This is a genomic window from Streptococcus lutetiensis (assembly GCF_900475675.1).
Classification (GTDB): Bacteria; Bacillota; Bacilli; order Lactobacillales; family Streptococcaceae; genus Streptococcus; species Streptococcus lutetiensis.
This window is the reverse complement of the sequence record NZ_LS483403.1, coordinates 1,656,615-1,680,851: the sequence shown is the minus strand read 5'-3', so window position 1 is coordinate 1,680,851 and position 24,237 is coordinate 1,656,615. Positions and strand designations below refer to the sequence as shown.

General features: G+C 39.0%; 20 protein-coding genes and 1 tRNA gene. 13 read left to right on the top strand and 8 right to left on the bottom strand.

Features of this window, described 5'->3' with window-relative positions:
- Positions 1-111: 111 nt before the first annotated feature.
- Both DQN23_RS08430 and DQN23_RS08420 read left to right on the top strand, forming a co-directional pair.
- Positions 112-387, top strand: coding sequence for a hypothetical protein (locus DQN23_RS08430; RefSeq protein ID WP_058832872.1), 276 nt, complete (start codon positions 112-114; stop codon positions 385-387).
- Between the two features lie 373 nt (positions 388-760).
- Positions 761-1,267, top strand: a complete 507-nt coding sequence (locus DQN23_RS08420) for a thioredoxin domain-containing protein (RefSeq protein WP_111713030.1) — start codon at positions 761-763, stop codon at positions 1,265-1,267.
- An 87-nt stretch (positions 1,268-1,354) separates the two neighbouring features.
- Here the strand turns inward: DQN23_RS08420 and DQN23_RS08415 are convergent, their stop codons facing one another.
- The gene (locus tag DQN23_RS08415; protein WP_111713029.1) at positions 1,355-2,308 is read right to left on the bottom strand and encodes a S66 family peptidase; all 954 of its coding nucleotides are present in this window, start codon (positions 2,306-2,308) and stop codon (positions 1,355-1,357) included.
- 153 nt (positions 2,309-2,461) lie between these two features.
- Between DQN23_RS08415 and DQN23_RS08410 the strand changes: the two genes are divergently transcribed.
- From DQN23_RS08410 to tsf, 3 genes are all read left to right on the top strand, one after another.
- A tRNA-Cys gene (locus DQN23_RS08410) sits at positions 2,462-2,532 on the top strand.
- Positions 2,533-2,828: 296 nt separating this feature from the next.
- On the top strand, positions 2,829-3,596 hold the full coding sequence (rpsB, locus tag DQN23_RS08405) for a 30S ribosomal protein S2 (protein ID WP_043895139.1): 768 nt from the start codon (positions 2,829-2,831) through the stop codon (positions 3,594-3,596).
- Between the two features lie 108 nt (positions 3,597-3,704).
- On the top strand, positions 3,705-4,742 hold the full coding sequence (tsf, locus tag DQN23_RS08400) for a translation elongation factor Ts (RefSeq protein ID WP_020917570.1): 1,038 nt from the start codon (positions 3,705-3,707) through the stop codon (positions 4,740-4,742).
- Positions 4,743-4,841: 99 nt separating this feature from the next.
- On the opposite strand, the gene DQN23_RS08395 is transcribed toward tsf, so the two are convergent.
- Positions 4,842-5,306 carry a COG2426 family protein gene (locus DQN23_RS08395; protein WP_020917569.1) on the bottom strand — a complete coding sequence of 155 codons (465 nt, stop codon included), beginning with the start codon at positions 5,304-5,306 and terminating at the stop codon, positions 4,842-4,844.
- Positions 5,307-5,563: 257 nt separating this feature from the next.
- Between DQN23_RS08395 and DQN23_RS08390 the strand changes: the two genes are divergently transcribed.
- Both DQN23_RS08390 and DQN23_RS08385 read left to right on the top strand, forming a co-directional pair.
- On the top strand, positions 5,564-6,025 hold the full coding sequence (locus DQN23_RS08390) for a CtsR family transcriptional regulator (RefSeq protein WP_039696152.1): 462 nt from the start codon (positions 5,564-5,566) through the stop codon (positions 6,023-6,025).
- Complete coding sequence (locus tag DQN23_RS08385) at positions 6,022-8,463, top strand: ATP-dependent Clp protease ATP-binding subunit (RefSeq protein ID WP_111713028.1); 2,442 nt, start codon at positions 6,022-6,024, stop codon at positions 8,461-8,463. The genes DQN23_RS08390 and DQN23_RS08385 overlap by 4 nt, the downstream gene beginning before the upstream one ends.
- An 85-nt stretch (positions 8,464-8,548) precedes the next feature.
- On the opposite strand, the gene dusB is transcribed toward DQN23_RS08385, so the two are convergent.
- The 5 genes from dusB to gshAB all read right to left on the bottom strand — a co-directional run bounded on the left by dusB (position 8,549) and on the right by gshAB (position 14,957).
- Positions 8,549-9,526, bottom strand: a complete 978-nt coding sequence (gene dusB / locus DQN23_RS08380; RefSeq protein WP_020917566.1) for a tRNA dihydrouridine synthase DusB — start codon at positions 9,524-9,526, stop codon at positions 8,549-8,551.
- On the bottom strand, positions 9,519-10,385 hold the full coding sequence (hslO, locus tag DQN23_RS08375; protein WP_043895138.1) for an Hsp33 family molecular chaperone HslO: 867 nt from the start codon (positions 10,383-10,385) through the stop codon (positions 9,519-9,521). Before hslO ends, dusB begins: the two co-directional genes overlap by 8 nt.
- Positions 10,386-10,498: 113 nt before the next feature.
- Positions 10,499-11,773: a toxic anion resistance protein gene (locus tag DQN23_RS08370; protein ID WP_111713027.1), complete on the bottom strand. Its 1,275-nt coding sequence runs from the start codon at positions 11,771-11,773 to the stop codon at positions 10,499-10,501.
- An 18-nt stretch (positions 11,774-11,791) separates the two neighbouring features.
- On the bottom strand, positions 11,792-12,610 hold the full coding sequence (locus DQN23_RS08365; protein ID WP_020917563.1) for a hypothetical protein: 819 nt from the start codon (positions 12,608-12,610) through the stop codon (positions 11,792-11,794).
- A gap of 97 nt (positions 12,611-12,707) precedes the next feature.
- On the bottom strand, positions 12,708-14,957 hold the full coding sequence (gene gshAB, locus DQN23_RS08360; RefSeq protein ID WP_111713026.1) for a bifunctional glutamate--cysteine ligase GshA/glutathione synthetase GshB: 2,250 nt from the start codon (positions 14,955-14,957) through the stop codon (positions 12,708-12,710).
- A gap of 409 nt (positions 14,958-15,366) precedes the next feature.
- Here gshAB and DQN23_RS08350 point away from each other — a divergent pair, with 409 nt between their 5' ends.
- The 6 genes from DQN23_RS08350 to perR all read left to right on the top strand — a co-directional run bounded on the left by DQN23_RS08350 (position 15,367) and on the right by perR (position 23,399).
- Positions 15,367-16,659 carry an adenylosuccinate synthase gene (locus tag DQN23_RS08350; RefSeq protein WP_020917561.1) on the top strand — a complete coding sequence of 431 codons (1,293 nt, stop codon included), beginning with the start codon at positions 15,367-15,369 and terminating at the stop codon, positions 16,657-16,659.
- 244 nt (positions 16,660-16,903) lie between these two features.
- A complete protein-coding gene (locus DQN23_RS08345; RefSeq protein ID WP_058814305.1) occupies positions 16,904-18,151 on the top strand; it encodes a YkvI family membrane protein in 1,248 nt (415 codons plus the stop codon).
- A 131-nt stretch (positions 18,152-18,282) separates the two neighbouring features.
- Positions 18,283-19,227 (top strand): AEC family transporter, encoded by a 945-nt coding sequence (locus DQN23_RS08340; protein WP_111713025.1) that lies wholly within the window; start codon positions 18,283-18,285, stop codon positions 19,225-19,227.
- A gap of 279 nt (positions 19,228-19,506) precedes the next feature.
- Complete coding sequence (polA, locus tag DQN23_RS08335; protein WP_111713095.1) at positions 19,507-22,143, top strand: DNA polymerase I; 2,637 nt, start codon at positions 19,507-19,509, stop codon at positions 22,141-22,143.
- A gap of 103 nt (positions 22,144-22,246) precedes the next feature.
- Positions 22,247-22,717, top strand: a complete 471-nt coding sequence (locus DQN23_RS08330; RefSeq protein WP_111713024.1) for a CoA-binding protein — start codon at positions 22,247-22,249, stop codon at positions 22,715-22,717.
- 181 nt (positions 22,718-22,898) lie between these two features.
- On the top strand, positions 22,899-23,399 hold the full coding sequence (gene perR / locus DQN23_RS08325; RefSeq protein ID WP_020917556.1) for a peroxide-responsive transcriptional repressor PerR: 501 nt from the start codon (positions 22,899-22,901) through the stop codon (positions 23,397-23,399).
- A gap of 85 nt (positions 23,400-23,484) precedes the next feature.
- Here the strand turns inward: perR and DQN23_RS08320 are convergent, their stop codons facing one another.
- Positions 23,485-24,237, bottom strand: coding sequence for a DUF975 family protein (locus DQN23_RS08320; protein WP_058814302.1), 753 nt, complete (start codon positions 24,235-24,237; stop codon positions 23,485-23,487).

Genomic DNA, 24,237 nt, shown 5'->3' with positions numbered 1-24,237 from the left:
TAGGGATTATTTTTATCTTAGTCACACTTGTTGTGAAAAACGCGAGCTTGGGTTTGATAGTTATTATCCTATTAGCAGGTATTCACTATAGTCTTCTTAGGAGGTTAAGATATGAAAGATTTTAGTCGTTGTCTTGGGATTAGTGTAGTGACCTACGCTGCCTTAGTTGTGTTTACAAGCCTTTGGAAATTATTTCAGCTTGGCGGATCGTCAGCTTCAGTAAAAACTTTGTTAGGCATCACCATTGATAACAAAATTACTGAGCATAAAATTTCTACAACATTTGACTTGTCTTGGCAAACATTAATTGCATTTATCATTTCTTTTTGCCTTGTCTGTGCTTTAACTTATCTCACTGATAAATTCAGTGAAAAGAAATATGACTGAGTTATTCATTCTAGTCGTTGTTACGATTCTGTCAGTTTATGCTGCGGTCAGATTATATGAGATATTGCATTACTTGGTGGCACGAGCACTGCATTACCAAGCGTGTTTTAAACACGTTGGTGTTCTGGCTTTTCAAGTAGAGTATAGAAATCAAAACCGTCCCTTAGACAATTTCTTAATTGCTTTTATATCACCATTTCTGTTAACTCTAATTGGCATTTTAATCCCTCTAAATTACTACACCCTCGTATTGAAGGTAACTTGTCTAATGAATCTGTTTAACCTCTTACCATTCACAGCAGATGGCGAGGTGATTTTACTGTCAATTGTTCAACTGATTCAAAAGGAGAAAAATAGTGAAAAATAAAAAACTGTGAAACTTGGTCTCTTTATCATTTTGTTTGTGATTATTTTTGGTGGTAGTTATATCGTTACCAATAAATTAAACGGAACAAGTGCTTATGTTGATGAAACGGCTCAGCTGGTTAAAGATAATCAAGATGATGTGGTTAGTCGCTTAGAAGCTAAAGAACAAGGCATGTATTATTTTGGCTTTCCAACCTGTCCGTGGTGTGTTGAGTTATTGCCTGTCTTAGACAAGGAATTACAAGCAGACCATGGTAAAGCCTATACAGTCGATGTTCGAGGTAAACATTATAGCGACGCTGATAATGCTATCGTGAAAAAATTCTCTCAAACTTATACCAAAGAAGACAAATTATACGTTCCTTTTGTCGTTGCAATTAATAGTTCAGGAGATGTTAAAGTTCACGTTGGTATGGTCGATGACCATGATGCCACTAAAGATAAAATGACTAAAGATCAAGAACAACGTCTAGTTAAAATCCTAGATAAAATGATTGCATTTAGTCAAAGCTGAAAGATAAAATACGCCAATTCGTTTTTACGAAAAGGCGTTTTTGTTTTTTAGTTCATACTCATATATAAAATTCTTCATAGAGGAGTTTTATTCCTCGATATGAATACTCAAAGTATCAGTGTCAATGCTTGCTTGTGCGCCGATAGTGATTGTAAAGAGTGGCTGAGTGTGGGCAAAATCAAGGTCATACATGACAGGAATGGTTTTAAGAAGTGGGTGCTTGTCTAGGATATAGGTTAATATTTCGGGTGTCATTTGGCATTCCTTTGGGAAGCGTCCGATAAGCACCGCTTTTGGATTGGGGTAAGCTTGTAAAATGGCTGCTAAATTGCGATCAAAATCATGATAGTCATCTTCTTCTGCCTCTTCTAAGAAAAGGACATAATCGTTGACTTGAGGGGTGTAAGGTGTTCCGCGAAGAAGTCCAAAAGTAGATAAATTTCCACCAATAATGGTGCCAGAAGCTTTCCCTGCGTTGTAAATTTTCCATTCTGTTGGCATAAAATGACGTGGTTGTGTTGGGTCATACCAAGGGTCGCTTGACCACTCCTGACTTGGAACAAGGTCATAAGCTGATTTTGTCATGGCATTTAACCAAGCCTTGCTCTGGTAATCTTGACCTTCTTTCATTTTAAAACTAGAATATGAAGGTCCCATGTATGTCAGCATTCCAGTTTTAGCATAGATAGCATTTAAAAAAGCTGTTGAATCAGAATAACCGCAGATAATTTTGGGGTGTTTGGTAATTAAGTCATAGTCAAGATAGGGTAATAACTCATTAGAATTAAAGCCACCAATGGTAGCCAAAATGGCGTCGACAGAGTCATCCAAAAAGGCAGCGTGTAAATCAGCGACGCGACTTTCGATTGAAGAAGAATCGAGCATATCAGATTCTAAATAATGTTCTGAAAATGACACACGAAATCCTAGATTTTCTAACGTTTCTTTGGCAGAAAGATTGGCTTCAAATCCACCCAAGCGAGCAATTGAATCTGACGGACTGAGTACGCGAATGTGACTGTCAGGACTTAGTTTTTTCATAAAACACCTCCAAAGATTTTTAGTATTATAGCATAGATTGTTGAAATTTCAAGGGTAAAGCCGTGAATTCTTTTATTTTCATAATCCTCTTTCAGAATTTCATGAATTAGACTTGACATGTTTTTGATTTTAGGGTAGAATAATATCTGTTATGGCGGTATAGCCAAGTGGTAAGGCACGGCTCTGCAAAAGCTTGATCGTCGGTTCAAATCCGTCTACCGCCTTCATAATGCCAAGTAAGCTCGATTAATCGAGCTTTTTTTGTTTTTATCTTGGAAAAAAATCGTGAAAATTTAGTGGTCATTTTCAGTTATCAAAAGGCTTCAAAAAGCCTAAAATAAAAACTCTTTCAAGCCGCATATGGCTTGCCAAGAGTTTGCTTTTATGGTAGAATATGATAGTTGTATTATGCAACAAATACTCATTCTGGATGTATTGTGAGTCTGTTGCTCATTATGAGTGGATTTGCAAGATGAAGTCTGGAAGAGGGAAAAAACATTTTATAAAGGAGAAACTACTCATGGCAGTAATTTCAATGAAACAACTTCTTGAAGCTGGTGTTCACTTCGGTCACCAAACTCGTCGCTGGAACCCTAAGATGGCTAAATACATCTTCACAGAACGTAACGGTATCCACGTTATCGACCTTCAACAAACTGTAAAAATGGCTGATGCAGCTTACGAATTCGTTCGTGATGCAGCTGCTAACGACGCTGTAATCTTGTTTGTTGGTACTAAAAAACAAGCTGCTGACGCTGTTAAAGAAGAAGCAGAACGCGCAGGTCAATACTACATCAACCACCGTTGGTTGGGTGGAACTCTTACAAACTGGGATACTATCCAAAAACGTATCGCTCGTTTGAAAGAAATCAAACGTATGGAAGAAGATGGAATTTTTGAAGTTCTTCCTAAGAAAGAAGTTGCTCTTCTTAACAAACAACGTGCTCGTCTTGAAAAATTCTTGGGCGGTATCGAAGATATGCCACGTATTCCAGACGTAATGTACATTGTTGACCCACACAAAGAACAAATCGCTGTTAAAGAAGCTAAAAAACTTGGTATCCCTGTAGTAGCTATGGTTGATACTAATGCTGATCCAGATGATATCGATGTTATCATCCCAGCTAACGATGACGCTATCCGCGCCGTTAAATTGATCACTTCTAAATTGGCTGACGCTGTTATCGAAGGACGCCAAGGTGAAGATGCTGACGCTGATTTCCATGCAGAAGCAAAAGCTGATTCAATCGAAGAAATCGTTGAAGTTGTAGAAGGCGACAACGAATAAGATTAGAGGCTTAACAGTCTTTGATATGCTTTAAAACGGGGCAGAAAGCAAACCGCTCTGTCTCGTTTTTATTATTTGGTAAACAAAAAAATCCTGGAGGACATAAAAATGGCAATTACTGCAGCTCAAGTAAAAGAATTGCGTGAAAAATCAGGTGCTGGTGTCATGGACGCTAAAAAAGCACTTGTTGAAACTGACGGTGACATGGAAAAAGCAATTGAATTGCTTCGTGAAAAAGGTATGGCTAAAGCAGCTAAAAAAGCTGACCGCGTTGCTGCTGAGGGTTTGACTGGTATTTACGTTGACGGTAACGTTGCAGCAGTTGTTGAAGTTAACGCTGAAACTGACTTCGTTGCTCAAAACGCACAATTCGTTGAATTGGTTAAAGAAACAGCTAAAGCTATCGCTGAACAAAAACCTGCCAACAACGAAGAAGCACTTAAAGTAACTTTGGCTTCAGGTGAAACTTTGGAAGCAGCTTACGTTAATGCAACTGCAACTATCGGTGAAAAAATCTCATTCCGTCGCTTTGCACTTATCGAAAAAACTGATGAACAACACTTCGGTGCTTACCAACACAACGGTGGACGTATCGGTGTTATCACAGTTCTTGAAGGTGGCGACGAAGCTCTTGCAAAACAAGTTTCAATGCACGTTGCAGCTATGAAACCAACAGTTCTTTCATACAAAGAACTTGACGAACAATTCATCTACGATGAATTGGCTCAAATGAACCACGCTATCGATCTTGATAACGAATCACGTGCAATGGTTAACAAACCAGCTCTTCCACACTTGAAATATGGTTCTAAATCACAATTGACTGATGAAATCATCGCTCAAGCTGAAGAAGATATTAAAGCAGAACTTAAAGCTGAAGGTAAACCAGAAAAAATCTGGGATAAAATCATCCCTGGTAAAATGGATCGCTTCATGCTTGACAACACTAAGGTTGACCAACAATACACACTTCTTGCACAAGTTTACATCATGGACGATAGCAAAACTGTTGAACAATACCTTGATTCAGTAAACGCAAAAGTTGTTACTTTCACTCGTTTCGAAGTTGGTGAAGGTATCGAAAAAGCAGCTAACGACTTTGAATCAGAAGTTGCAGCTACAATGGCAGCAGCTCTTAACAAATAAGACTAGCTTGCTAATATAAAAAGAAGATCACTTAGTGGTCTTCTTTTTTTGTGTGTAACATTAAAGAGCTTGGAATTTCCAAGCTCTTGTTTTTTCAAATTAAGATAAAGCGCCCAAGCCAAGAACAGTTAGTGCTCCCATAATTAAGCCTGCAAGGATAACCCCTAGCATAACCGCTGTAATACTGCGTTTGAAGTTCCAGTCAAGAATTGAAGCAGCAAGTGTTCCTGTCCAAGCTCCTGTTCCAGGAATTGGAATTCCTACAAAGAGAAGAAGAGCAATGAAAATTCCTTTGTCACCAGCAGTATCTGCAAGTTTTTTACCACCTTTGTGACCTTTTTTCAAACACCAAGTAAAGAAACCGCCGATAACAGGTTTATCAGCTCCCCATTCTAAAACACGGCGAGCAAAGAAGAAGATAATTGGAACTGGAAGCATGTTGGCAACAACCCCGATAATCAGTGCTTGCCACATTGGAATACCAGTTGCGATAGCATAAGGAACAGCACCACGAAGCTCAATAAGTGGCACCATGCCGATTAAAAATGTAATAATATAGTTCATTACTTGAAACCTTTCATTTGTTACAAGGTTAATTGTATCTTATCTAGGAAACAAACTCAACTAAAATCTGTTCTAATAGTAAAATACTATTGCTTAATAAGCGCTATTTATTTTAAATGGTGAGAAAAGCTTACGATAGCAGGTCATTTGGTGTATTTTCGTTTATAAAAAGTGATATTTTTGTTATAATATTAGTCAGTTATAGTCAAAGAGAGTCCATATTGAAATGGTCTTTAATCTTGAAAAGGAGGAAGCTAATGGCAAAAAATACATCTGATAGTATTGAAGAATACATCAAGCAATTACTTGCCCAATCAGGTATTGCTGAGATTAAGCGGTCAAACTTGGCAGATGCCTTTCAAGTTGTTCCTAGCCAAATTAACTACGTGATTAAAACACGTTTTACAGAAAGTCGTGGCTATACAGTCGAAAGTAAGCGTGGTGGTGGTGGTTATATTCGCATTGCTAGAGTGCGTTTTTCAGACCAACACCAAATGTTTGATAATCTTATGGCAAATATCGGTGAACGTATCAGCGAGCAAGTCTTTACAGATTTGATTCAATTACTTTTTGACGAAAAAATTATTAGTGAACGTGAAGGAAATCTGATTTTAGCAACAGCTACTGATGAGGTTTTAGGAAAAGATGCTCCTGAAATTCGTGCACGTATGTTGCGAAAAATCTTACAAAGATTAGATAGAAAAGGATTCCATTTATGAGTGAATATTCAATGAAAATGCAGGAGGTTTTCAGTATCGCCCAGTATCAGGCGGCGCGATTTGAAAGCCCATATTTAGAAAGTTGGCATGTGCTTTTAGCCATGGTAGCTGTTCATGATTCAGTGGCAGGGTTAACATTTGCTGAATACCAAAATAAGATTGCTTACGAAGAGTACGAAGCGGCGGCTGTTTTGGCGCTCGGAAAATCACCTTTGGCAGATGTGAAAAATGTGCAGTTCTTAGAACAATCTAAAGCCCTAAAAGACGTCTTAGCTTTTGCTGAATCAATTTGCAAAGTGACTGGCAGCACTGAAGTCGGAACAGAGCATGTCCTTTATGCTATGTTGTTGAATCTCGATTTGTTTGCGACACGTCTTTTGGAAGTTGCTGGATTTAAAAATAAAGAAGATGGTGATTCAGCACGCTTGCTTGATTTACGTAAATCATTGTCACGTAATGCTGGATTTACCAAAGAAAAAATCAAAGCTATCCATGATCTTCGTAAGCCTAAAAAAGCTACAATGGGCGGAGCTTTCTCAGAAATGATGAAACCTCAGTCAACTGCGGGAGAATTATCAGACTTCACTCGTGATTTGACTGAATTAGCTCGTCAAGGAAAACTTGAGCCAGTTATCGGACGTGAAAAAGAAGTCTCTCGCATGGTTCAAGTACTTAGCCGTAAGACTAAAAATAATCCTGTCTTAGTTGGTGAAGCCGGTGTCGGAAAAACGGCTCTTGCTTATGGTTTGGCACAACGTATTGTCGATGGTGAAATTCCTTATGAACTCCAAGATATGCGTGTCTTAGAGCTTGATATGATGAGTGTTGTTGCGGGGACTCGTTTCCGTGGTGACTTTGAGGAGCGCATGAACCAAATCATCTCAGATATCGAAGAAGATGGTCATATTATTTTGTTTATCGATGAAGTCCACACTATCATGGGTTCTGGTTCAGGTATTGATAGTACTTTGGATGCTGCTAACATCTTAAAACCAGCTCTTGCGCGCGGTACACTTCACATGGTTGGTGCGACAACTCAAGAAGAATATCAAAAACATATCGAAAAAGATGCAGCTCTTTCACGTCGTTTTGCGAAAATTACGATTGAAGAACCAAGTGTTGAAGATGCTTATCAGATTTTACTTGGACTTAAAAGATCTTACGAAACTTTCCACAATGTAATGATTTCTGATGATGCTGTGTTGACAGCAGTTAAAGCTGCCCACCGTTATTTGACAAGTAAGAATCTACCAGACTCAGCTATTGATTTGCTTGATGAAGCTAGTGCAACCGTTCAAGGTTTGGTGAAAAAAGAAACACCTTCTGACTTAACTCCAGCTGACCAAGCTATCTTAGAAGGTGATTTCAAAAAAGCTACAAAATTGCTAAAAGCATTACGTAAAGCTGTGACACGTAAGCCAACAGCTGTGACAGAAGATGACATCATGGCAACTCTTAGCCGTTTGTCAGGTATTCCTGTTGAAAAAATGACGCAAGCTGACAGTAAGAAATATTTGACGCTTGAAAAAGAATTGCACAAACGTGTTATTGGTCAAGATGCTGCAATTTCTGCCATTAGCCGTGCTATTCGTCGAAATCAAGCTGGTATCCGTACAGGAAAACGTCCAATTGGTTCATTTATGTTCTTAGGACCAACAGGTGTTGGTAAGACAGAATTAGCTAAGGCTTTAGCAGAGCTACTTTTTGATGATGAATCAGCACTTATCCGCTTTGATATGTCTGAATACATGGAAAAATTTGCAGCGAGTCGTCTTAACGGAGCGCCTCCAGGATATGTTGGCTATGAAGAAGGTGGAGAACTTACAGAAAAAGTTCGTAACAAACCTTATTCAGTGCTTCTTTTTGATGAGGTTGAAAAAGCTCACCCAGATATTTTCAATGTCTTACTTCAAGTCTTGGATGATGGCGTGTTGACAGATAGTCGTGGTCGTAAAGTTGACTTCTCAAATACTATTATTATCATGACGTCAAACCTTGGTGCAACTGCCCTTCGTGATGATAAGACAGTTGGATTTGGGGCGCGTGACATGGCTCATGATTATGATGCTATGCAAAAACGCATCATGGAAGAGCTTAAGAAAACTTATCGTCCAGAATTCATCAACCGTATTGATGAAAAAGTTGTCTTCCACCACCTAACACAAGAAAATATGCGTGATGTTGTTAAAATTATGGTTAAACCATTGATTGCAACATTGGCTGAAAAAGATATCACACTTAAATTCCAACCATCAGCGCTTAAATACCTTGCTGAAGCTGGATACGACCCAGAAATGGGTGCTCGTCCACTTCGCCGTACTATTCAAGATAAAGTCGAAGATAAACTATCTGAACTTATCCTATCAGGTAATTTGGCAAGTGGAAATACTCTTAAAATTGGTGTTTCAAAAGGACAACTCAAATTTGATATTGCATAACAAATAACCCTGCTTGGATAAAACAAGCAGGGTTATTTGTTATAATAACTCCCCGAGTAACTTTTGTTATCGGGGAGTTTCTATATCATCGTAAGCTGTTGAAAATTTCTTTGACTTCGTCGATTGTTTCTGCGCGTGAGACGGCCCCGCGGATTTTAGCAGCCCCAGCAGTACCACGAAGGTAATGTGGAGCTAAGCCACGGAATTCACGGACAGCGATTTTTTCACCTTTGAGGTCGATGAGACGTTTAAGGTGATCTTCGGCGATGTCCAATTTTTTGACAAATGGAAGGTCTGGTAATTCTTCACCTGTTTCAAAATAATGATTAATTTGGGTGAAGATGTAAGGATTGTTCATGGCTGCGCGTCCAACCATAACGGCATCTACACCGATTTCTTCAATCATGTATTTCGCATCGTGAACGCTGCGCACGTCACCGTTTCCGATAAATGGAATTTTAGTGATGGCTTCTGAAACGCGAGCAAGTGTTTCAAGGTCACATTTACCTGTGTACATTTGTTCACGTGTGCGTCCATGCATAGCAAGGGCAGAGACACCAGCTGATTCAGCGGCAAGCGCGTTTTCAACAGCTAGTTTGTTATCTGACCATCCAGTACGCATTTTGACAGTAAGCGGAATGTCAAGAACGGAAGTGACTTCATCGATGATGTGATAAATTTTATCAGGGTCTTTGAGCCATTTTGCTCCTGCTTCGTTTTTGACAACTTTATTGACAGGACAGCCCATATTGATGTCAACGATGTCAGCTTTTGTATTTTCTTGGATGTATTCAGCTGCGCGTTTTAGACCATCTGCATCGCCACCGAAAAGTTGAATAGACATCGGATGTTCAGTTTCATCAATGTGTAGCATGTGCAGGGTTTTTTCGTTGTTATAGAGAAGTCCTTTTTCAGAAATCATCTCCATAACGACTAAGCCAGCTCCAAATTCTTTGGCAATAGTACGAAAAGCAGAGTTTGTCACCCCTGCCATGGGTGCTAGAACCGTGCGGTGAGGAATTTCAACATCACCAATCATGAAAGATGAGCTGAGATTAGTCATTAATCAAGCCCTCCAAATCATCTTCAGTAAAGTTGTATGTTTTACCGCAGAATTGGCAAGTGATTTCAGCACCGTGGTCTTCGTCTTTCATGGCTTTTAATTCATCTTTGCCAAGAGTGACAAGAGCAGCTTCGAAACGTTCACGTGAGCAGTCACAGTTAAAGCCGATTTCATCTTCAGCAAGGACTTTGTATTCGTCTTCGCCATAGATAGCTTTTAGAAGGGCTTCAATGTGGTCGTCAGATTCCAAGAGTTTTGAAATGGCTGGCATTTCTTGGATACGTTTTTCGTAGCGGTTGATTTCTTCTTCAGATGCACCTGGAAGAACTTGCAACATAAAGCCACCAGCAACTTCGACTTTGTCTTCGTCATCAAGAAGGACGTTAAGTCCAACGGCAGAAGGTGTTTGTTCAGATTCAGTCAAATAAAAGGCCAAATCTTCACCGATTTCACCTGAGACAAGTGGTGTTGATGATGTGTATGGGTTACCAGTACCGTAATCGGTAATAACAACGAATTGACCGTTACCCATGAATGGGCCGACCATGACTTCACCAGTAGCATTTTTCTTAACATCAACGCCAGTGTTTTGGATATAGCCTTTAACGTGTCCTTTAGTATCAGCCACAGAAATAATGTGACCAAGTGAGCTATCACCAATGACTTTGACGGTTACTTTGCTGTCTCCTTTCTGATTGGCGGCTAGGATTTGATTGGCGATAAGCGTTCTACCTAGAGCAACTGTAGAGCTAGGAAGTGTTTGATGTTTTTCTTGAGCAGTTCTAACAGTCTCAGTGCTATCAAGCACATAAGCACGGAAAGAACCAGATTTTGAAATTGATTTTATAAGTTTATCCATAAGAATATTATAACACAAAGCAAAATTGATGGGCTAGTATTGTGAGCTGTAAAGCGTAATCATGCAGTGAAAAATGAGAAGCGAAAAAAGCGAGGTTCTCCTCGCTTTTTAGTTTATTTTTCTTCTGTGACGTTTGTTTTTTCGACTTCTTCTTGGCTTTCTTTGCCTTCGTTAAGAAGGGCTTCGATAATTTTTTGGTCACGAATTTTAACAGAGTCGTTAATGGTTTCTGCGGATTTTACAACGGCTGCTTCGAGTTGAGCACGTTGTTTTCGACCGTTGTCGATAGCTGCGATAATACCGTTGTTTTGTTCGACGAGGCTCTCAGCAAGAGCTGTGACAGATTGGATAGAAACGGTTGGGCTTTGAGCAGTGCGTTCGAGCATAGGGATGGCTTCTTTGCTCGTTTCAGCAAGCATTTGAAGCGCAGCGTTATTAGCATTGACAATAGCATCAGCAGTCACGCCAGATTTGACGGATTGTTGCAAAATACCGATCTGTGCAATTGATAATTTCATTGTCGGAATGGTGTTGCGACGGAGCATGCCAAGTTTTTGGCGCATATCTGATGAGACTTTGACCATGTTGCGCATTTGCGGTGTGGTTGTCCAAGCAACGTAAAGGCGACTGAGGTATTCAGTGTGCTGTTGTTCAAGCATATTGATGACTTCGGTCATGCGAGCTAGCTCGTCAGATTTTACTTGGTAATCAGGCGTTGCGCTATCAAGTGTTGCAAGTTCATTTTGAAGAGCTTGCGCACGGTTGGCACTTTCTGTCTGAGAAGCTTCGATAAAGGCGATAACGCCAACCAAGTTTTCAATAGATTTGTTGTTGTCTTCAATTAGCATTTCTGCTGAGACGATGTTGCGAGCCAAGATTTCTTCTTGTTTGACAACAGCGGCAGCCATACCATCCATTTTTTGCTCGATATTTTGTGAATCAAAATAGAATTCTTGCAGGCTATTTTTGCTTTGCTTAAAGAGCTTTTGTAGGAAATTTGGCTTCTTTTCGAGCTCAGCAGGCTTAGCGTCTTTGTATTTGGCGATAAAGCCGTTTAACTCGCGGTTAGCGTTTTTGAGCAGGTCATCAACTTGTGGAATTTCAAGTTTTTTTTGCTCAGCCAAAATGCGGTTGACGGTTGTGTTAACTTCTTCAACAGCAGATGTTCCAAAATCAAGCAGAGCATTTTGGTCAGCAACAAAATTATCAACTAAAGCAGGAGCTTTGGCTGTGATTGCTGATTGTTGTTCAGGGGTCAGTGTGTCGTAAAAAGAGACTTGACCAGTTGCTGAAGTATCAGTTGCTACGATGATTTTGGTTGTTTTGTCTGTTTTTGTGATTGCATTATCTGCGATTTTATCAATGTCAAAGTTAAAAGTATCAGCCATAATACCCTCCCATTAAACTTATAAGTTTGTATCGTCGTCAGCCATCATGCGAAGACTGATATCGAAGTCTTTTAAGTCACTTTCATTCAATTTTCGAAGCGTTTCATCGAGAGCCAAATCAAATTTTTCCATTGCGGTTTTCGCTTTTGCTAAACGCTCATCAGCATTGTAATAATTTTTCGGGGCTTTTTTGATTTTTAGATAGCCATCCAAAATATCGCGGAAGCGGTCCATATCAGCCTCGTGAAGTGCAGTGAGTTCTTCTTTGTTATCAGCATTTTCAATCTTCTTCAAGATAGTCAAATGGTCTTGCTGAATGTTATTGTAAAGATGAGCTAACTCTGGAGCGAGTTCTAGTAAATCAGCTTCTTCCTCAGAAATGTCAGGATTTACTGGTGAGACATCCAGTCGGTCTAGTTGGAATTTGATATCTTTTTCAACAGTTTCAGCTTTTTTGAGAACACGCTTGTAGATGTTTAAATCCATTTTGGCTTTGAGCTCACTAAGTTCAGACTTGATGTGACGTATTTGTGGCAATAGCTGGCGCGCATTGACAACGTATTGGGTGTAATTTTTTTCATCGAGATAACTGTCCAAAAGTTTGACTTGGCGGTCAGTAATACGAATGTTATCTTTTAAATCTTGCAAGCGTTGCTTAGTATTAACCTTTTCAAGACGTGATTGCTTGGTCGCAAAATAATAAATACCATATCCAATACCACCAACGATTGCAAGTGGGATAATGATTTCTAACAAGCTTTCAAGCAAAGCAATGAGAAGGATAACCCCGATAATAGCGATAATGAGGCCTCCTCCGTTTTTTCTAGGTCGAGACATATATTCAATCCATTTCTATCTAAGATTGATTTTATTTTATCGTAAAACGGTTAAGAATGACAAGTGATGACTGTAATTGTGGCAAAGATTTTATGGGTTAAAGTTCAGGGAATAGTTTGGCTAGGATTTTTGGTGTAAGTGCTTGTCCTGGACCCTCGTGACAATAAGTGTGAAGGTAAATAGCAGGGTTGAAATTGAGTTCAATACAAGCACAGTTTGGCTCTTCTTTGCTTGCAGGAAGACTCTTATCAGGAATAATCAAATCAACTCCACACACCCAAGCACCAACAGCTCTAGCCATTTGCGCAGCTAATGTTTTATAATCGTCTGGCATAATGTCTGTCACATCAATGGAATCTCCACCTGTTGAAATGTTAGAGTTACGTCGCAAATCAACTCGGACTCTGTCAGCTGGAATATCATCAGGCGTGTAACCTTGTTGTTGGAGCATGAGCTTTTCAACATCGCCAAGGTCAATGATTTCAAGTGGAGAACGGTGGTCACGTCCACGTAGTGGGTCTTGATTTTTCATCTCTACTAATTGAGCGATGGTGTGCTTGCCGTCTCCGACGACGTTAGCAGGAACACGCAGTAGCACAGCTTCACATTTGCCATCTAGGACGAAAAAGCGGTATTCCGTACCTGAAATGAATTCTTCAATAAGAACAGTATCATCTTCAGCAAAGGCGATATCCAAGGCTTTTTGATAAGCTGTTAGGTCGGCAGATTCCTTGAAAATAGAAATACCAAGTCCAAAGTTAGTTGATTTTGGTTTGACGACGATAGCTTTGTCTTTGATTTGTGAGAAATAGCGGAGCGCAGCAGCTTTATCAGCGAATTCTTCACCTTTTGGAACTGGGAAACCAGCTTTTGACAATAGTTTTTTAGTGACAACTTTATTTTCCATGATAAGTGGTGTGATGTAGCTGTCTTTGCCGGTCATGTTGGCATTTTTAACGTATTCGACGTGTTCACCGTGCCAAAGTTTGATGAATTGGTCGTTTTCGTCGAGAACCTCTAAGTGAACACCTTTTTGGATGGCATCAAACATCAATAATTGTGTTGATAATTCCATGTTTTCATAGCCTTTGAGTGCGTAAGGGGCTTGCCAAGCATAATCGTGAAAGGCTTGACCTTGTTTTTGCCCAAAAGATTCTAATGATAGGGTGTCAATCTCTTCTAGCAAGCGTCCAGCGATAGTTTGTTCAGGATGCTCAATCTGATTTTTGATAGCGTCGATAAGCCCTTGATAATAGTCAGATAATTCAAAGTAATCGACAATTCCTTGCATAGCTAAAAGGATGATTTCGATGGGAGCATCTTCAGGTAATTTATCTAGAGGGTGGCTAAGTGCAATTTTGTCATTTAGCTTGCTAGCCTCTGTGATGTCTTGGTCAATAGCAGAGCTACTATCTAGCCAAAGAAGCGCAAGAACAAAAAGGTGCACAGTATCAAGTGTCTCTTGAGTAATTCCACGGTTATCAAAAGGATTGAGGTCAAAAGTGCGCAGTTCAAGGTAAGTGACACCATTTGTCAGATAGTCACGAACATGCTTGCTGCCACGCAGGCGAACCGCAGAGTAAAATTCTTTTTCAGCAATCAACTTGCCAGAAGCTATGTAAGCCTCAATATCGGAAATGTATTTTTCCAAGCTTTCGTAAGAAACCTGAATGTCTTTATGATTAACATAACCTAAGTGACTGTTTCGGATGGAGCGAACGGGCTTGGCTAAAGTTTTACTAAAAAAGCCTTCTTCAGCTATTGGCGAAGCCCCATACAGATAAGTTAAAAGCCAACGAAAACGTAGGAAATTCTGAGCTAATTTAAGGTGAATATCATTCTTAAAATCAATAATAGACTGATAGCCGCTTTCTTTAAAAAGGCTTGCGACCAAATCTTTTCCAAGCTCCATGTTGAAGTGAATACCAGACATTGATTGCAGTGTTTTTCCATAAACGTCAGCCAAGTGTTTTCTGTAGTAGCACTCGTAGTCATCCTCTAGCTTGGCAATGTGAATGTCTGTTTCACATAGTTTTGGTGGTATTGATAAAGGCCAGAGGTATTCAGACTTATCGATGGAACGGCCAGCAACATCAGTCAGTGCTCCCAAAAAGCGGAGCGCTTCTTTTGTGGAATGAGCGATAGGCGTGATAAGTTCTAGCTGTGCTTCACTGTAGTCCGTCTGAATGTAAGGGTGAAAGGAGCGACTGCCTAGGCAAGCAGGGTGGTCAGTTTGTGCGATACGGTGGTCTTTTCCAATTCGAAGACTTTCTCTTTCTAACCCAAAAGTTGCTTGAAGAATAGGCAAAGTCGCTGGTGATTTTTCTAGTAAACCATTAAGTGACATGGTAATTCCTCGCTACTCTAATTACTATGATTATGATGTAAACGGTATACATTTTAATGTAAATTTATTCTATGGAAAAGCGTCTGAAAATGCAAAGATTTGCTATGAAAAAAGTTTTGCTTTACCAAGAGTTGTTTGAATATTTTAACTATGAGAGAAAATATGTGAAAAAAAGCCGTTTTTTCAAAAAAAGTTCGGAAAAAATAAAATCTCAAGGTCAAATATTGAAAAAAACACAGAAAAGTCATATAATAAATTGTAAGACAAACTCGCAGGTGAGATTCCTGCCAAGTTGTAGAGAAAGGACGAAGATACGAATTTTAGCTTGGAGATGGAGACGACAGGCTGGATAAGTTAGTATCGTTTTTATTTGCTCGCTAGGTGATTTCGTATCAGTATCGAACAGAATATGACATCAGTAGTAGTTGTTGGTACCCAATGGGGTGATGAAGGTAAAGGTAAAATCACTGACTTCTTGTCACAAGATGCTGAAGTGATTGCACGTTATCAAGGTGGAGATAATGCAGGACACACTATCGTTATCGACGGTAAAAAATTCAAATTGCATTTGATTCCATCAGGTATTTTCTTCCCAGAGAAAATCTCAGTTATCGGAAATGGTGTAGTTGTTAATCCAAAATCATTGGTAACTGAATTGAAATACTTGCACGATGAAGGTATTAAGACAGATAGTCTCCGTATTTCAGACCGTGCACACGTTATTTTGCCATATCACATCAAGCTTGACCGTTTGCAAGAATCTTCTAAAGGTGATAACAAAATTGGGACAACAAACAAAGGTATCGGCCCTGCTTACATGGATAAAGCAGCGCGTGTCGGTATTCGAATTGCTGACCTTTTGGACAAAGATATCTTTGCAGAACGTTTGCGCGTGAACTTGGAAGAAAAGAATCGTCTTTTCGAAAAAATGTACGAATGCGAACCAATCAAATTTGAAGATATCTTTGAAGAATATTATGAATATGGTCAACAAATCAAAGATTACGTTACAGATACATCAGTTATCTTGAATGATGCTCTTGACGCTGGTAAACGTGTTCTTTTCGAAGGTGCACAAGGTGTTATGCTTGATATCGACCAAGGAACTTACCCATTTGTTACTTCTTCAAACCCAGTTGCTGGTGGGGTAACAATCGGTTCAGGTGTTGGTCCAAGCAAGATCAATAAAGTTGTCGGTGTATGTAAAGCTTACACAAGCCGTGTTGGTGACGGTCCGTTCCCAACAGAACTTCTAGATGAAGTTGGAGATCGTATCCGTGAAATCGGTCACGAATATGGTACAACAACTGGACGTCCACGTCGTGTTGGTTGGTTTGACTCAGTTGTTATGCGTCACAGCCGCCGCGTATCAGGTATCACAAACTTGTCACTTAACTCAATCGACGTTCTTTCAGGACTTGATACTGTTAAAATCTGTGTGGCATACGACCTTGACGGTCAACGTATCGACCACTACCCAGCAAGTCTTGAACAATTGAAACGTTGTAAACCAATCTACGAAGAATTGCCAGGTTGGTCAGAAGACATCACAGGTTGCCGTAGCCTAGATGAACTTCCCGAAAATGCTCGTGACTACGTTCGCCGTGTTGGTGAACTCGTTGGTGTTCGCATTTCAACATTCTCAGTTGGACCAGATCGCGATCAAACTAACATCCTTGAATCAGTTTGGGCAAATATTTAATTAAGTTGAAAAAAATCTTTATAAAAGCAAACCCTGCCAGAAGCTTTCTGGCGGGGTTTTGTGCTAAAATGAAGGTAAGAAATACCCTTATTTTTTAAATGGCATTTGCTTGAAAAAGAGTTGTAAATAACGTGAAAATTTTCACAGAAATTTAACAAATGTCATATTGAGATTACAATCGTCATTTTGTCTTAATCTGTTTTTGTTAACCTATTAATGTTGCCTGATTTAAAAAGGAGGAAAAATGGTTAAACGAATTTTATCAATTGCACTGGCTTATGTTGGTATTATTGTTGGTGCTGGACTTTCTTCGGGACAGGATTTGATGCAATATTTTGTCGGATTTGGTATCTGGGGAATGATTGGCGTTATTGTTTTAGGTATTTTGAATGCTATCTTTGGACGTATTATCGTGACATTAGGAAGTTACTATCGTTCGAATGACCACTCAGAGGTGCTTTCAAAGATTGCCCATCCTTTTACCAATCGTGTATTAGACATTGCTTTGATTATTTCTTGTTATGTCATTGGATTTGTCATGATTGCTGGAGCGGGTTCTAACCTTAATCAACAATTTGGATTGCCCACTTGGTTAGGAGCTTTAATCTGTGTTCTCCTTGTGATTTTTGTAAGTTTCCTTGATTTTGAGAAAATTACTCAGATTATTGGGATTTTCACGCCGATTGTTATTATCATGGTATTGATCATTGCTGGTCATAGTCTGATTGGACATTCTTTTGACTTTGAACAGTTAAATACAGTAGCTAAGACTCTACCGACAAATATGCCAAATATTTGGGTGTCTGTTCTTAATTACTTCGCCATTTGTGTGATGACTGGGGTATCAATGGCTTTTGTCCTTGGTGGTTCAATTATTCGTATTGGCGTTGCTGAAAAAGGGGGAACACTTGGTGGTGCAATTGTCGGTCTGATTATTGCGATTACCTCACTTGTCTTGTTTGTCAATGTTGGAAAGATTGCTTCTGCAGATATTCCAATGTTAGTACTTGCCAATGAAATCCATCCTTGGTTTGCTTTTGCCTATTCCCTTGTCGTATTTGGGCTTATTTTCAACACAGCCTTTAGTCTTTACTATGCTTTAGCAAAACGCTTTTCTGAAAATAAAGGTGAAAGTCAGTTTAAACGTGACATGATTTTTTTTGTCGTAAGTGGTTATGCCTTGTCCTTCCTTGGTTTTAAACAACTGGTTTCTGTCATGTATCCAATCCTTGGTTACATTGGCTTGATTATGTTGGTTGTTTTGCTTCAAGCTTGGATTCGTGAAAAAGGTAATGTGCAGGACGAAAAACATCTTCGTCGCCGCATGATTTCCTTGATTTCTAAAAAATATGACGATGATAAGAAATTTACCAAGAAAGATAAAGTAGAATATCAACAACTAGGTGAAGAATCTGTCGTTGAAACAAAAGAAATTAAAAAAGATATTCATGACCACGTTGAGCAAGTGTTCGATTCGGAAAATGATGATTAATCAAGAATAAGAAAGCTAGAAATATTATTTTTCTAGCTTTTTTAAATGACTGGGGTAATATTCATAAAAGTAGTTAAGAAAGCGCTAAAAATATGCTATACTGAAACTAAAAGGTGAAAAGGAAGTAAGCAATGGCAAGGTTTGTGAGTAGTTTTTCGGGTGTTCTGATTATTCTTATCATGGTATTAGTCGGTTATGTGCTAACCAAAAAAGGTTGGTTCGATGAAAAAGCGCCGAATCTCATTGCCAAGTTGGTAACACAAGTAGCATTACCATGCTATATGATTTCAACCATTGTTGGGCGTTTTACGGCAAAAGAGTTGCTTGAAATGCTGCCACAATTGCGTTTTCCAGCGCTTTCAATGGTGATTTTATTAGCTATTGCTGTAGCGGTAGCTCATTTATTCTTGATTGATAAAAAGCATCAGGGCTTATTTGTTTCTATGTTTTTTAATTCTAATACGATTTTTGTGGGACTTCCTATCAATCAAGCACTTTTTGGGGATAAAAGTATTCCTTATGTCTTGGTTTATTACATGTGTAACACGACGTTTTTCTGGACTATAGGGACTTATTTGATTCAAAGAGATGGTCGCAAAGAAGTCACGCTTGATTTGCGAGGAACCTTGAAGAAAATCTTCTCGCCACCACTTATGGGATTCATCATTGGGGTGATTTTGGTTCTTTTAAATATCAAACTCCCAGCTTTCTTATTGAGTGATTTCCAATATTTGGGCAATTTGACCATCCCTTTGTCGATGATTTTCATTGGGATTTCGGTGGCAAATGTAGGGCTGTCACGTTTGCGATTTACCAAAGACAATGTCTTGGTCGTAGTCGGGCGTTTCGTGATTGCTCCGCTTTTGATGTTAATCATTGTCAAACACACCCAAATGCCACAATTGATGAAAGAAGTCTTTATTATTCAATCAGCCATGCCAGTCATGACCAATGCACCTGTTGTGGCTAAACTTTACGGAGCAGATAGTGACTATGCAGCTATCATGGTAACCGAATCAACTATTTTGACTATGGTTGTCATTCCAATTCTAATGCTCTTATTGAACGTTTTATAAATATCATTAGCATTCCAAAAATCTAATAATTGGGATGCTTTTTTAAAACAAAAAGCCTAGCTGGAGTAGCTAGACTTTAAGGAGATTATGAAAAAGATACATTCATCTAAATTGGGAGTTCTAGATGAACGTCAAACTAGCAAAGCTAGTTGTGAAAGTTTTAGGAATGATTATAGTATAAGAGGAGTGGCTTAAAGTAAGCTTAAGGAGAAATTTTTTCTTCTTTTTGAAACATCTTTAAGAGCCAAATGGAGGCTCAAGATGTGGTATAATAAAGCCATGGAAAACAAGAAGAAATTATTATTAATTGACGGGTCATCCGTTGCTTATCGTGCCTTTTTTGCACTTTACAATCAGATTGATCGCTTTAAAAACCGTGCTGGTCTGCACACCAATGCCATCTATGGTTTTCACCTCATGCTCAATCATTTATTAGAAAGAATTCAGCCAACGCACGTCTTGGTAGCTTTTGATGCGGGAAAAACGACTTTCCGTACAGAAATGTACAAAGATTACAAAGCTGGTCGTGCTAAAACACCAGATGAATTCCGTGAACAATTGCCATACATTCGTGAAATGTTAACAGCGCTTGGTATCAATTGGTATGAATTGGAAAACTATGAAGCTGATGACATCATCGGAACATTGGATAAATTGGCTGAAAATGAAGATGAGTACGACGTAACCATTGTCAGTGGGGATAAAGACCTTATCCAATTAGCGGATAACAACACAACTGTTGAAATTTCTAAAAAAGGTGTGGCTGAGTTTGAAGAATTCACCCCAACTTACCTTATGGAAAAAATGGGGATTACGCCAAAACAATTCATCGACCTTAAAGCCCTTATGGGTGATAAATCCGATAATATTCCTGGTGTTACCAAAGTTGGTGAAAAAACAGGTCTAAAACTTCTCTTAGAATACGGCAGCCTTGAAGGTGTTTACGAAAACATCGACGGCATGAAGAAATCTAAGATGAAAGAAAACTTGATTAATGATAAAGAGCAAGCTTTCTTATCTAAGACCTTGGCGACAATTAACATCACAGCGCCGATTGCGATTGGTTTAGATGATATTAATTACAGCGGACCAGACTTAAAAAAACTTGTGCCATTTTATGATGAAATGGGCTTCAAACAGTTTAAAGACAATCTTGGTGCTACTAAGAAACAAGAAAAATTCGATGTTTCCTACACTGAAGTGGATAGCTTGAGTGCAGACATGTTCACAGATGATCAATTTTTCTATTTTGAAATCTTAGGTGATAATTATCATATTGAAAATATCATTGGTTTTGCTTGGGGAAATGACAAGGCGATTTATGCATCAACAAATCTTGAGTTGCTTAAGGACGATTTGTTCAAAGCAGCGCTAGCTAAACCAATCAAGACTTATGATTTCAAACGTAGCAAAGTGCTTCTTAGCCATTTAGGAATTGATTTGCCTGCGCCAGCATTTGACAGCCGCTTGGCAAAATACCTCTTGTCAACCGTGGATGACAATGAATTATCAACGATTGCTCGTCTTTACACAGAGTATGTTCTTGATAGCGATGAAGCTGTTTATGGTAAAGGGGCTAAACGCGCCGTGCCAGATAAGGCTGTTCTTCTTAGCCACTTGGCTCGTAAGATTGTTGTTTTGAACCACTCTGAAAAAGCCATGCTAGACAAGCTGACAGAGCATCAACAAGCAAGCCTTCTCTTTGATATGGAACAACCTCTTGCAAACGTTCTTGCTAAGATGGAAATCGCTGGTATTTCGGTTAAGAAAGAAACGCTGCAAGACATGGAAAAAGCCAACCAAGCTGTTATTGATGAGTTGACACAAGAAATCTATGATTTAGCTGGTATGGAATTTAACATTAATTCACCAAAACAATTGGGAGAATTGCTTTTTGACAAGATGCAATTGCCAACAAGCTACACTAAGAAGACTAAGACAGGCTATTCCACAGCGGTAGATGTCTTGGAACGCTTGGCACCAATCTCACCAATCGTATCTAAGATTTTAGAATACCGCCAAATCGCCAAACTTCAATCAACTTACATCGTTGGTTTGCAAGATTTTATCTTGAAAGATGGCAAAATTCATACGCGTTATTTGCAAGATTTGACACAAACAGGTCGCTTGTCTAGTGTTGACCCTAACTTGCAAAACATTCCAGTGCGTTTGGAACAAGGTCGCTTGATTCGTAAGGCATTTGTCCCAGAAACAGCAGACGAAGTCCTTCTAAGTTCTGACTACTCACAAATCGAGTTACGCGTGCTTGCTCACATTTCAAATGATGAACATTTGATTGCAGCTTTCCGTGAGGGAGCAGATATCCACACGTCAACAGCCATGCGTGTCTTCGGCATTGAAAAACCAGAAGACGTCACACCAAATGACCGTCGTAACGCAAAAGCAGTAAACTTCGGTATTGTTTACGGTATTTCAGACTATGGTCTTGCTAATAACTTGGGTATTCCACGTAAAGTTGCTAAACAATACATCGAGACTTACTTCGAACGCTATCCAGGTATTAAAGACTACATGGAGCGCGTGGTGCGTGATTCTAAAGCTAAAGGTTATGTTGAAACGCTCTTCCACCGTCGTCGTGAATTGCCAGATATCAATGCTCGTAATTTCAACGTGCGTCAATTTGCTGAGCGTACAGCCATTAATTCGCCAATTCAAGGTAGCGCAGCCGATATTCTCAAAATTGCTATGATTAACCTTGATAAAGCTTTAGTTGAAGGTAAATTCAAGACAAAAATGCTTCTACAAGTACACGATGAAATCATCCTTGAAGTGCCAAAAGACGAGCTAGAAGCTATCGAAAAATTAGTTAAAGAAACCATGGAATCAGCCATCGAACTTTCAGTCCCACTAGTGGCAGATGAAAGTGCAGGCCAAACATGGTACGAAGCAAAATAAAAAAATGAAAAGGAAGTGACTGATACAGTCATTTCCTTTTTGCTAGGCAGAAAATCAATGATTTGCTATACTTAAGAAAGATGCAATAAAAGGAGGCAGCTAAATGACATCGTTTCAAAATCCTAGCCAAGATGTGATTGCATCTTATCTTAAAAATGCTAAAACCATTGCTGTTGTGGGACTTTCCGAGCGTGAAAATAGTCCAGCTTACGGTGTTTCTAAGGTGATGCAAGAAGCAGGTTATACGATTATCCCAGTTAACCCACGTTTAGCGGGTGAGAAGGTACTTGGTGAGACAGCCTATGCTAGACTCCAAGACATTCCCGTTCACGTTGATATCGTTGATGTTTTCAGACGAAGTGAGTTTCTCCCAGAAGTTGCCAAAGATTTTATCGAAACGGATGCTGATATTTTTTGGGCTCAGCTAGGTCTAGAAAGCCAAGAAGCTGCAGAGATTCTACAAGCTACTGGACGTGATAAAATCGTTATGAACAAGTGTATTAAGATTGAATACCAAGGCTTGAAAAAGTTTTTTGAAAATAACAGTGAAAATGAGGAGGTTCTTTCGAAATGAATTTTCTCATTCTTTATTGGCTAAAAATGCTAGATTAGTAGTCTTTTTGGGAAAAATAGTTAACTTTTACCTCGAAAACTTGAAATCGTCAGATTTTTATAAAAAATGAATGAGCATGTCAGGATCACTGACAGATAAACTATGTTATAATGACCTTAATAAATAGAACAGGAGAGCCATAATGGACATTCATACCCATCACCGTCCTTTGGATGCCTATGAAAATGTCATTGAGCATCTCAAAAGAAAGCACATTCGTATCACGGAGACTCGTAAAGCCATTATCGCTTATATCATAAATAGCTATGAGCACCCAAGTGCTGAGAAAATTTATAAAGACCTTTTGCCAGAACATCCAAATATGAGTTTGGCGACTGTTTACAATAACATGAAAGTCTTGGTTAAAGAAGGTTTTGTTGCTGAATTAAAAGTGACTAACGACCCAATAACCTACTATGACTTCATGGGTCACCAGCACATTAATATCGTTTGTAAATATTGTGGCGATATTGCAGACTTTATGGATGTTGATGCTATTGATATTGGAAAAGAAGCTTATGAACAAACTGGCTACATGATTACTAAGGTTCAATTGACAGCCTACGGTATTTGTCCAAAATGCCAAGAAAAGCTCAAAGCAGCCGGCGAACCTTTCATGGCTTACCGAGAAGATAATAAATAAAGAGTTTGGGAAAATTTCCAGGCTCTCTTTTTAATCATAAAAAATCCCCAGTATTACTGGAGATTTTTTGCTTGTTAATGATTTATTATTCTGCTTTATCTAGCAAATCTTCATAGAAGAAAAGTGTAGCAGTTGTAGTGTATGGAAGTGTATAGAAATGAAGCAAGCCAAATGTTAGGCCAGTCAAGATATACCAACCGATGAAGCTAAATTGTAAGCAGAAGTAGCGCCATTTGTTGCCAGTCATTAATTCTGTACTCTTGTTGATAACACTACGTGGACCTTCATAAGTGCCATTTTGAATAGCGTCATAAAGGACGTATGTTGTCATGCTATATGAGTATTGTTTGATGATTGAAAGAGCAAAACCTGCAACCATAAGAACAAATCCAATGATAGTGACAAAGATGCCACCATTAGAATTATTTGAAGTAGTTGCTGTAACTCCTGCAACAAAGATGATAGAACCCACAATACCGATTAAAGACCATAGGAATAGGAACACCCATTTGACAATAGCAGTCACTACATATTTTCCAAATATTTCATTTGAGAAAACACGCATGTTGTCTCCCACTTCAACATAGTCACGTTTGTGGCGAATAACATCAAGCACGGCGTAACTTGCTGAAGCAAGGAATAATGCAGACAGAATTGAAACAATACCTGGAACAGATGCAGTAGCATTAACTGTAGTACCATTAATATGATATGTTTCTGTATAGCTAATTGAAATTGTTAAAATAGCTAAAATGATAGAAACAAGAAACAATTGGTACTTACCAGAGAGAGTTTTCAAAAATTCTCTAGCTTTTTGACGAGTTTCTGAAGCTTTCAT

Coding starts and splice junctions, on each gene's coding strand:
- DQN23_RS08415 (WP_111713029.1), bottom strand. CDS start 2,308: ATGAAAAAACTAAGTCCTGACAGTCACATTCGCGTACTCAGTCCGTCA.
- DQN23_RS08350 (WP_020917561.1), top strand. CDS start 15,367: ATGACATCAGTAGTAGTTGTTGGTACCCAATGGGGTGATGAAGGTAAA.
- rpsB (WP_043895139.1), top strand. CDS start 2,829: ATGGCAGTAATTTCAATGAAACAACTTCTTGAAGCTGGTGTTCACTTC.
- perR (WP_020917556.1), top strand. CDS start 22,899: ATGGACATTCATACCCATCACCGTCCTTTGGATGCCTATGAAAATGTC.
- DQN23_RS08340 (WP_111713025.1), top strand. CDS start 18,283: ATGGCAAGGTTTGTGAGTAGTTTTTCGGGTGTTCTGATTATTCTTATC.
- DQN23_RS08430 (WP_058832872.1), top strand. CDS start 112: ATGAAAGATTTTAGTCGTTGTCTTGGGATTAGTGTAGTGACCTACGCT.
- hslO (WP_043895138.1), bottom strand. CDS start 10,385: ATGGATAAACTTATAAAATCAATTTCAAAATCTGGTTCTTTCCGTGCT.
- DQN23_RS08330 (WP_111713024.1), top strand. CDS start 22,247: ATGACATCGTTTCAAAATCCTAGCCAAGATGTGATTGCATCTTATCTT.
- polA (WP_111713095.1), top strand. CDS start 19,507: ATGGAAAACAAGAAGAAATTATTATTAATTGACGGGTCATCCGTTGCT.
- DQN23_RS08345 (WP_058814305.1), top strand. CDS start 16,904: ATGGTTAAACGAATTTTATCAATTGCACTGGCTTATGTTGGTATTATT.
- dusB (WP_020917566.1), bottom strand. CDS start 9,526: ATGACTAATCTCAGCTCATCTTTCATGATTGGTGATGTTGAAATTCCT.
- DQN23_RS08320 (WP_058814302.1), bottom strand. CDS start 24,237: ATGAAAGCTTCAGAAACTCGTCAAAAAGCTAGAGAATTTTTGAAAACT.
- DQN23_RS08365 (WP_020917563.1), bottom strand. CDS start 12,610: ATGTCTCGACCTAGAAAAAACGGAGGAGGCCTCATTATCGCTATTATC.
- DQN23_RS08390 (WP_039696152.1), top strand. CDS start 5,564: ATGGCAAAAAATACATCTGATAGTATTGAAGAATACATCAAGCAATTA.
- DQN23_RS08370 (WP_111713027.1), bottom strand. CDS start 11,773: ATGGCTGATACTTTTAACTTTGACATTGATAAAATCGCAGATAATGCA.
- gshAB (WP_111713026.1), bottom strand. CDS start 14,957: ATGTCACTTAATGGTTTACTAGAAAAATCACCAGCGACTTTGCCTATT.
- DQN23_RS08385 (WP_111713028.1), top strand. CDS start 6,022: ATGAGTGAATATTCAATGAAAATGCAGGAGGTTTTCAGTATCGCCCAG.
- DQN23_RS08395 (WP_020917569.1), bottom strand. CDS start 5,306: ATGAACTATATTATTACATTTTTAATCGGCATGGTGCCACTTATTGAG.
- tsf (WP_020917570.1), top strand. CDS start 3,705: ATGGCAATTACTGCAGCTCAAGTAAAAGAATTGCGTGAAAAATCAGGT.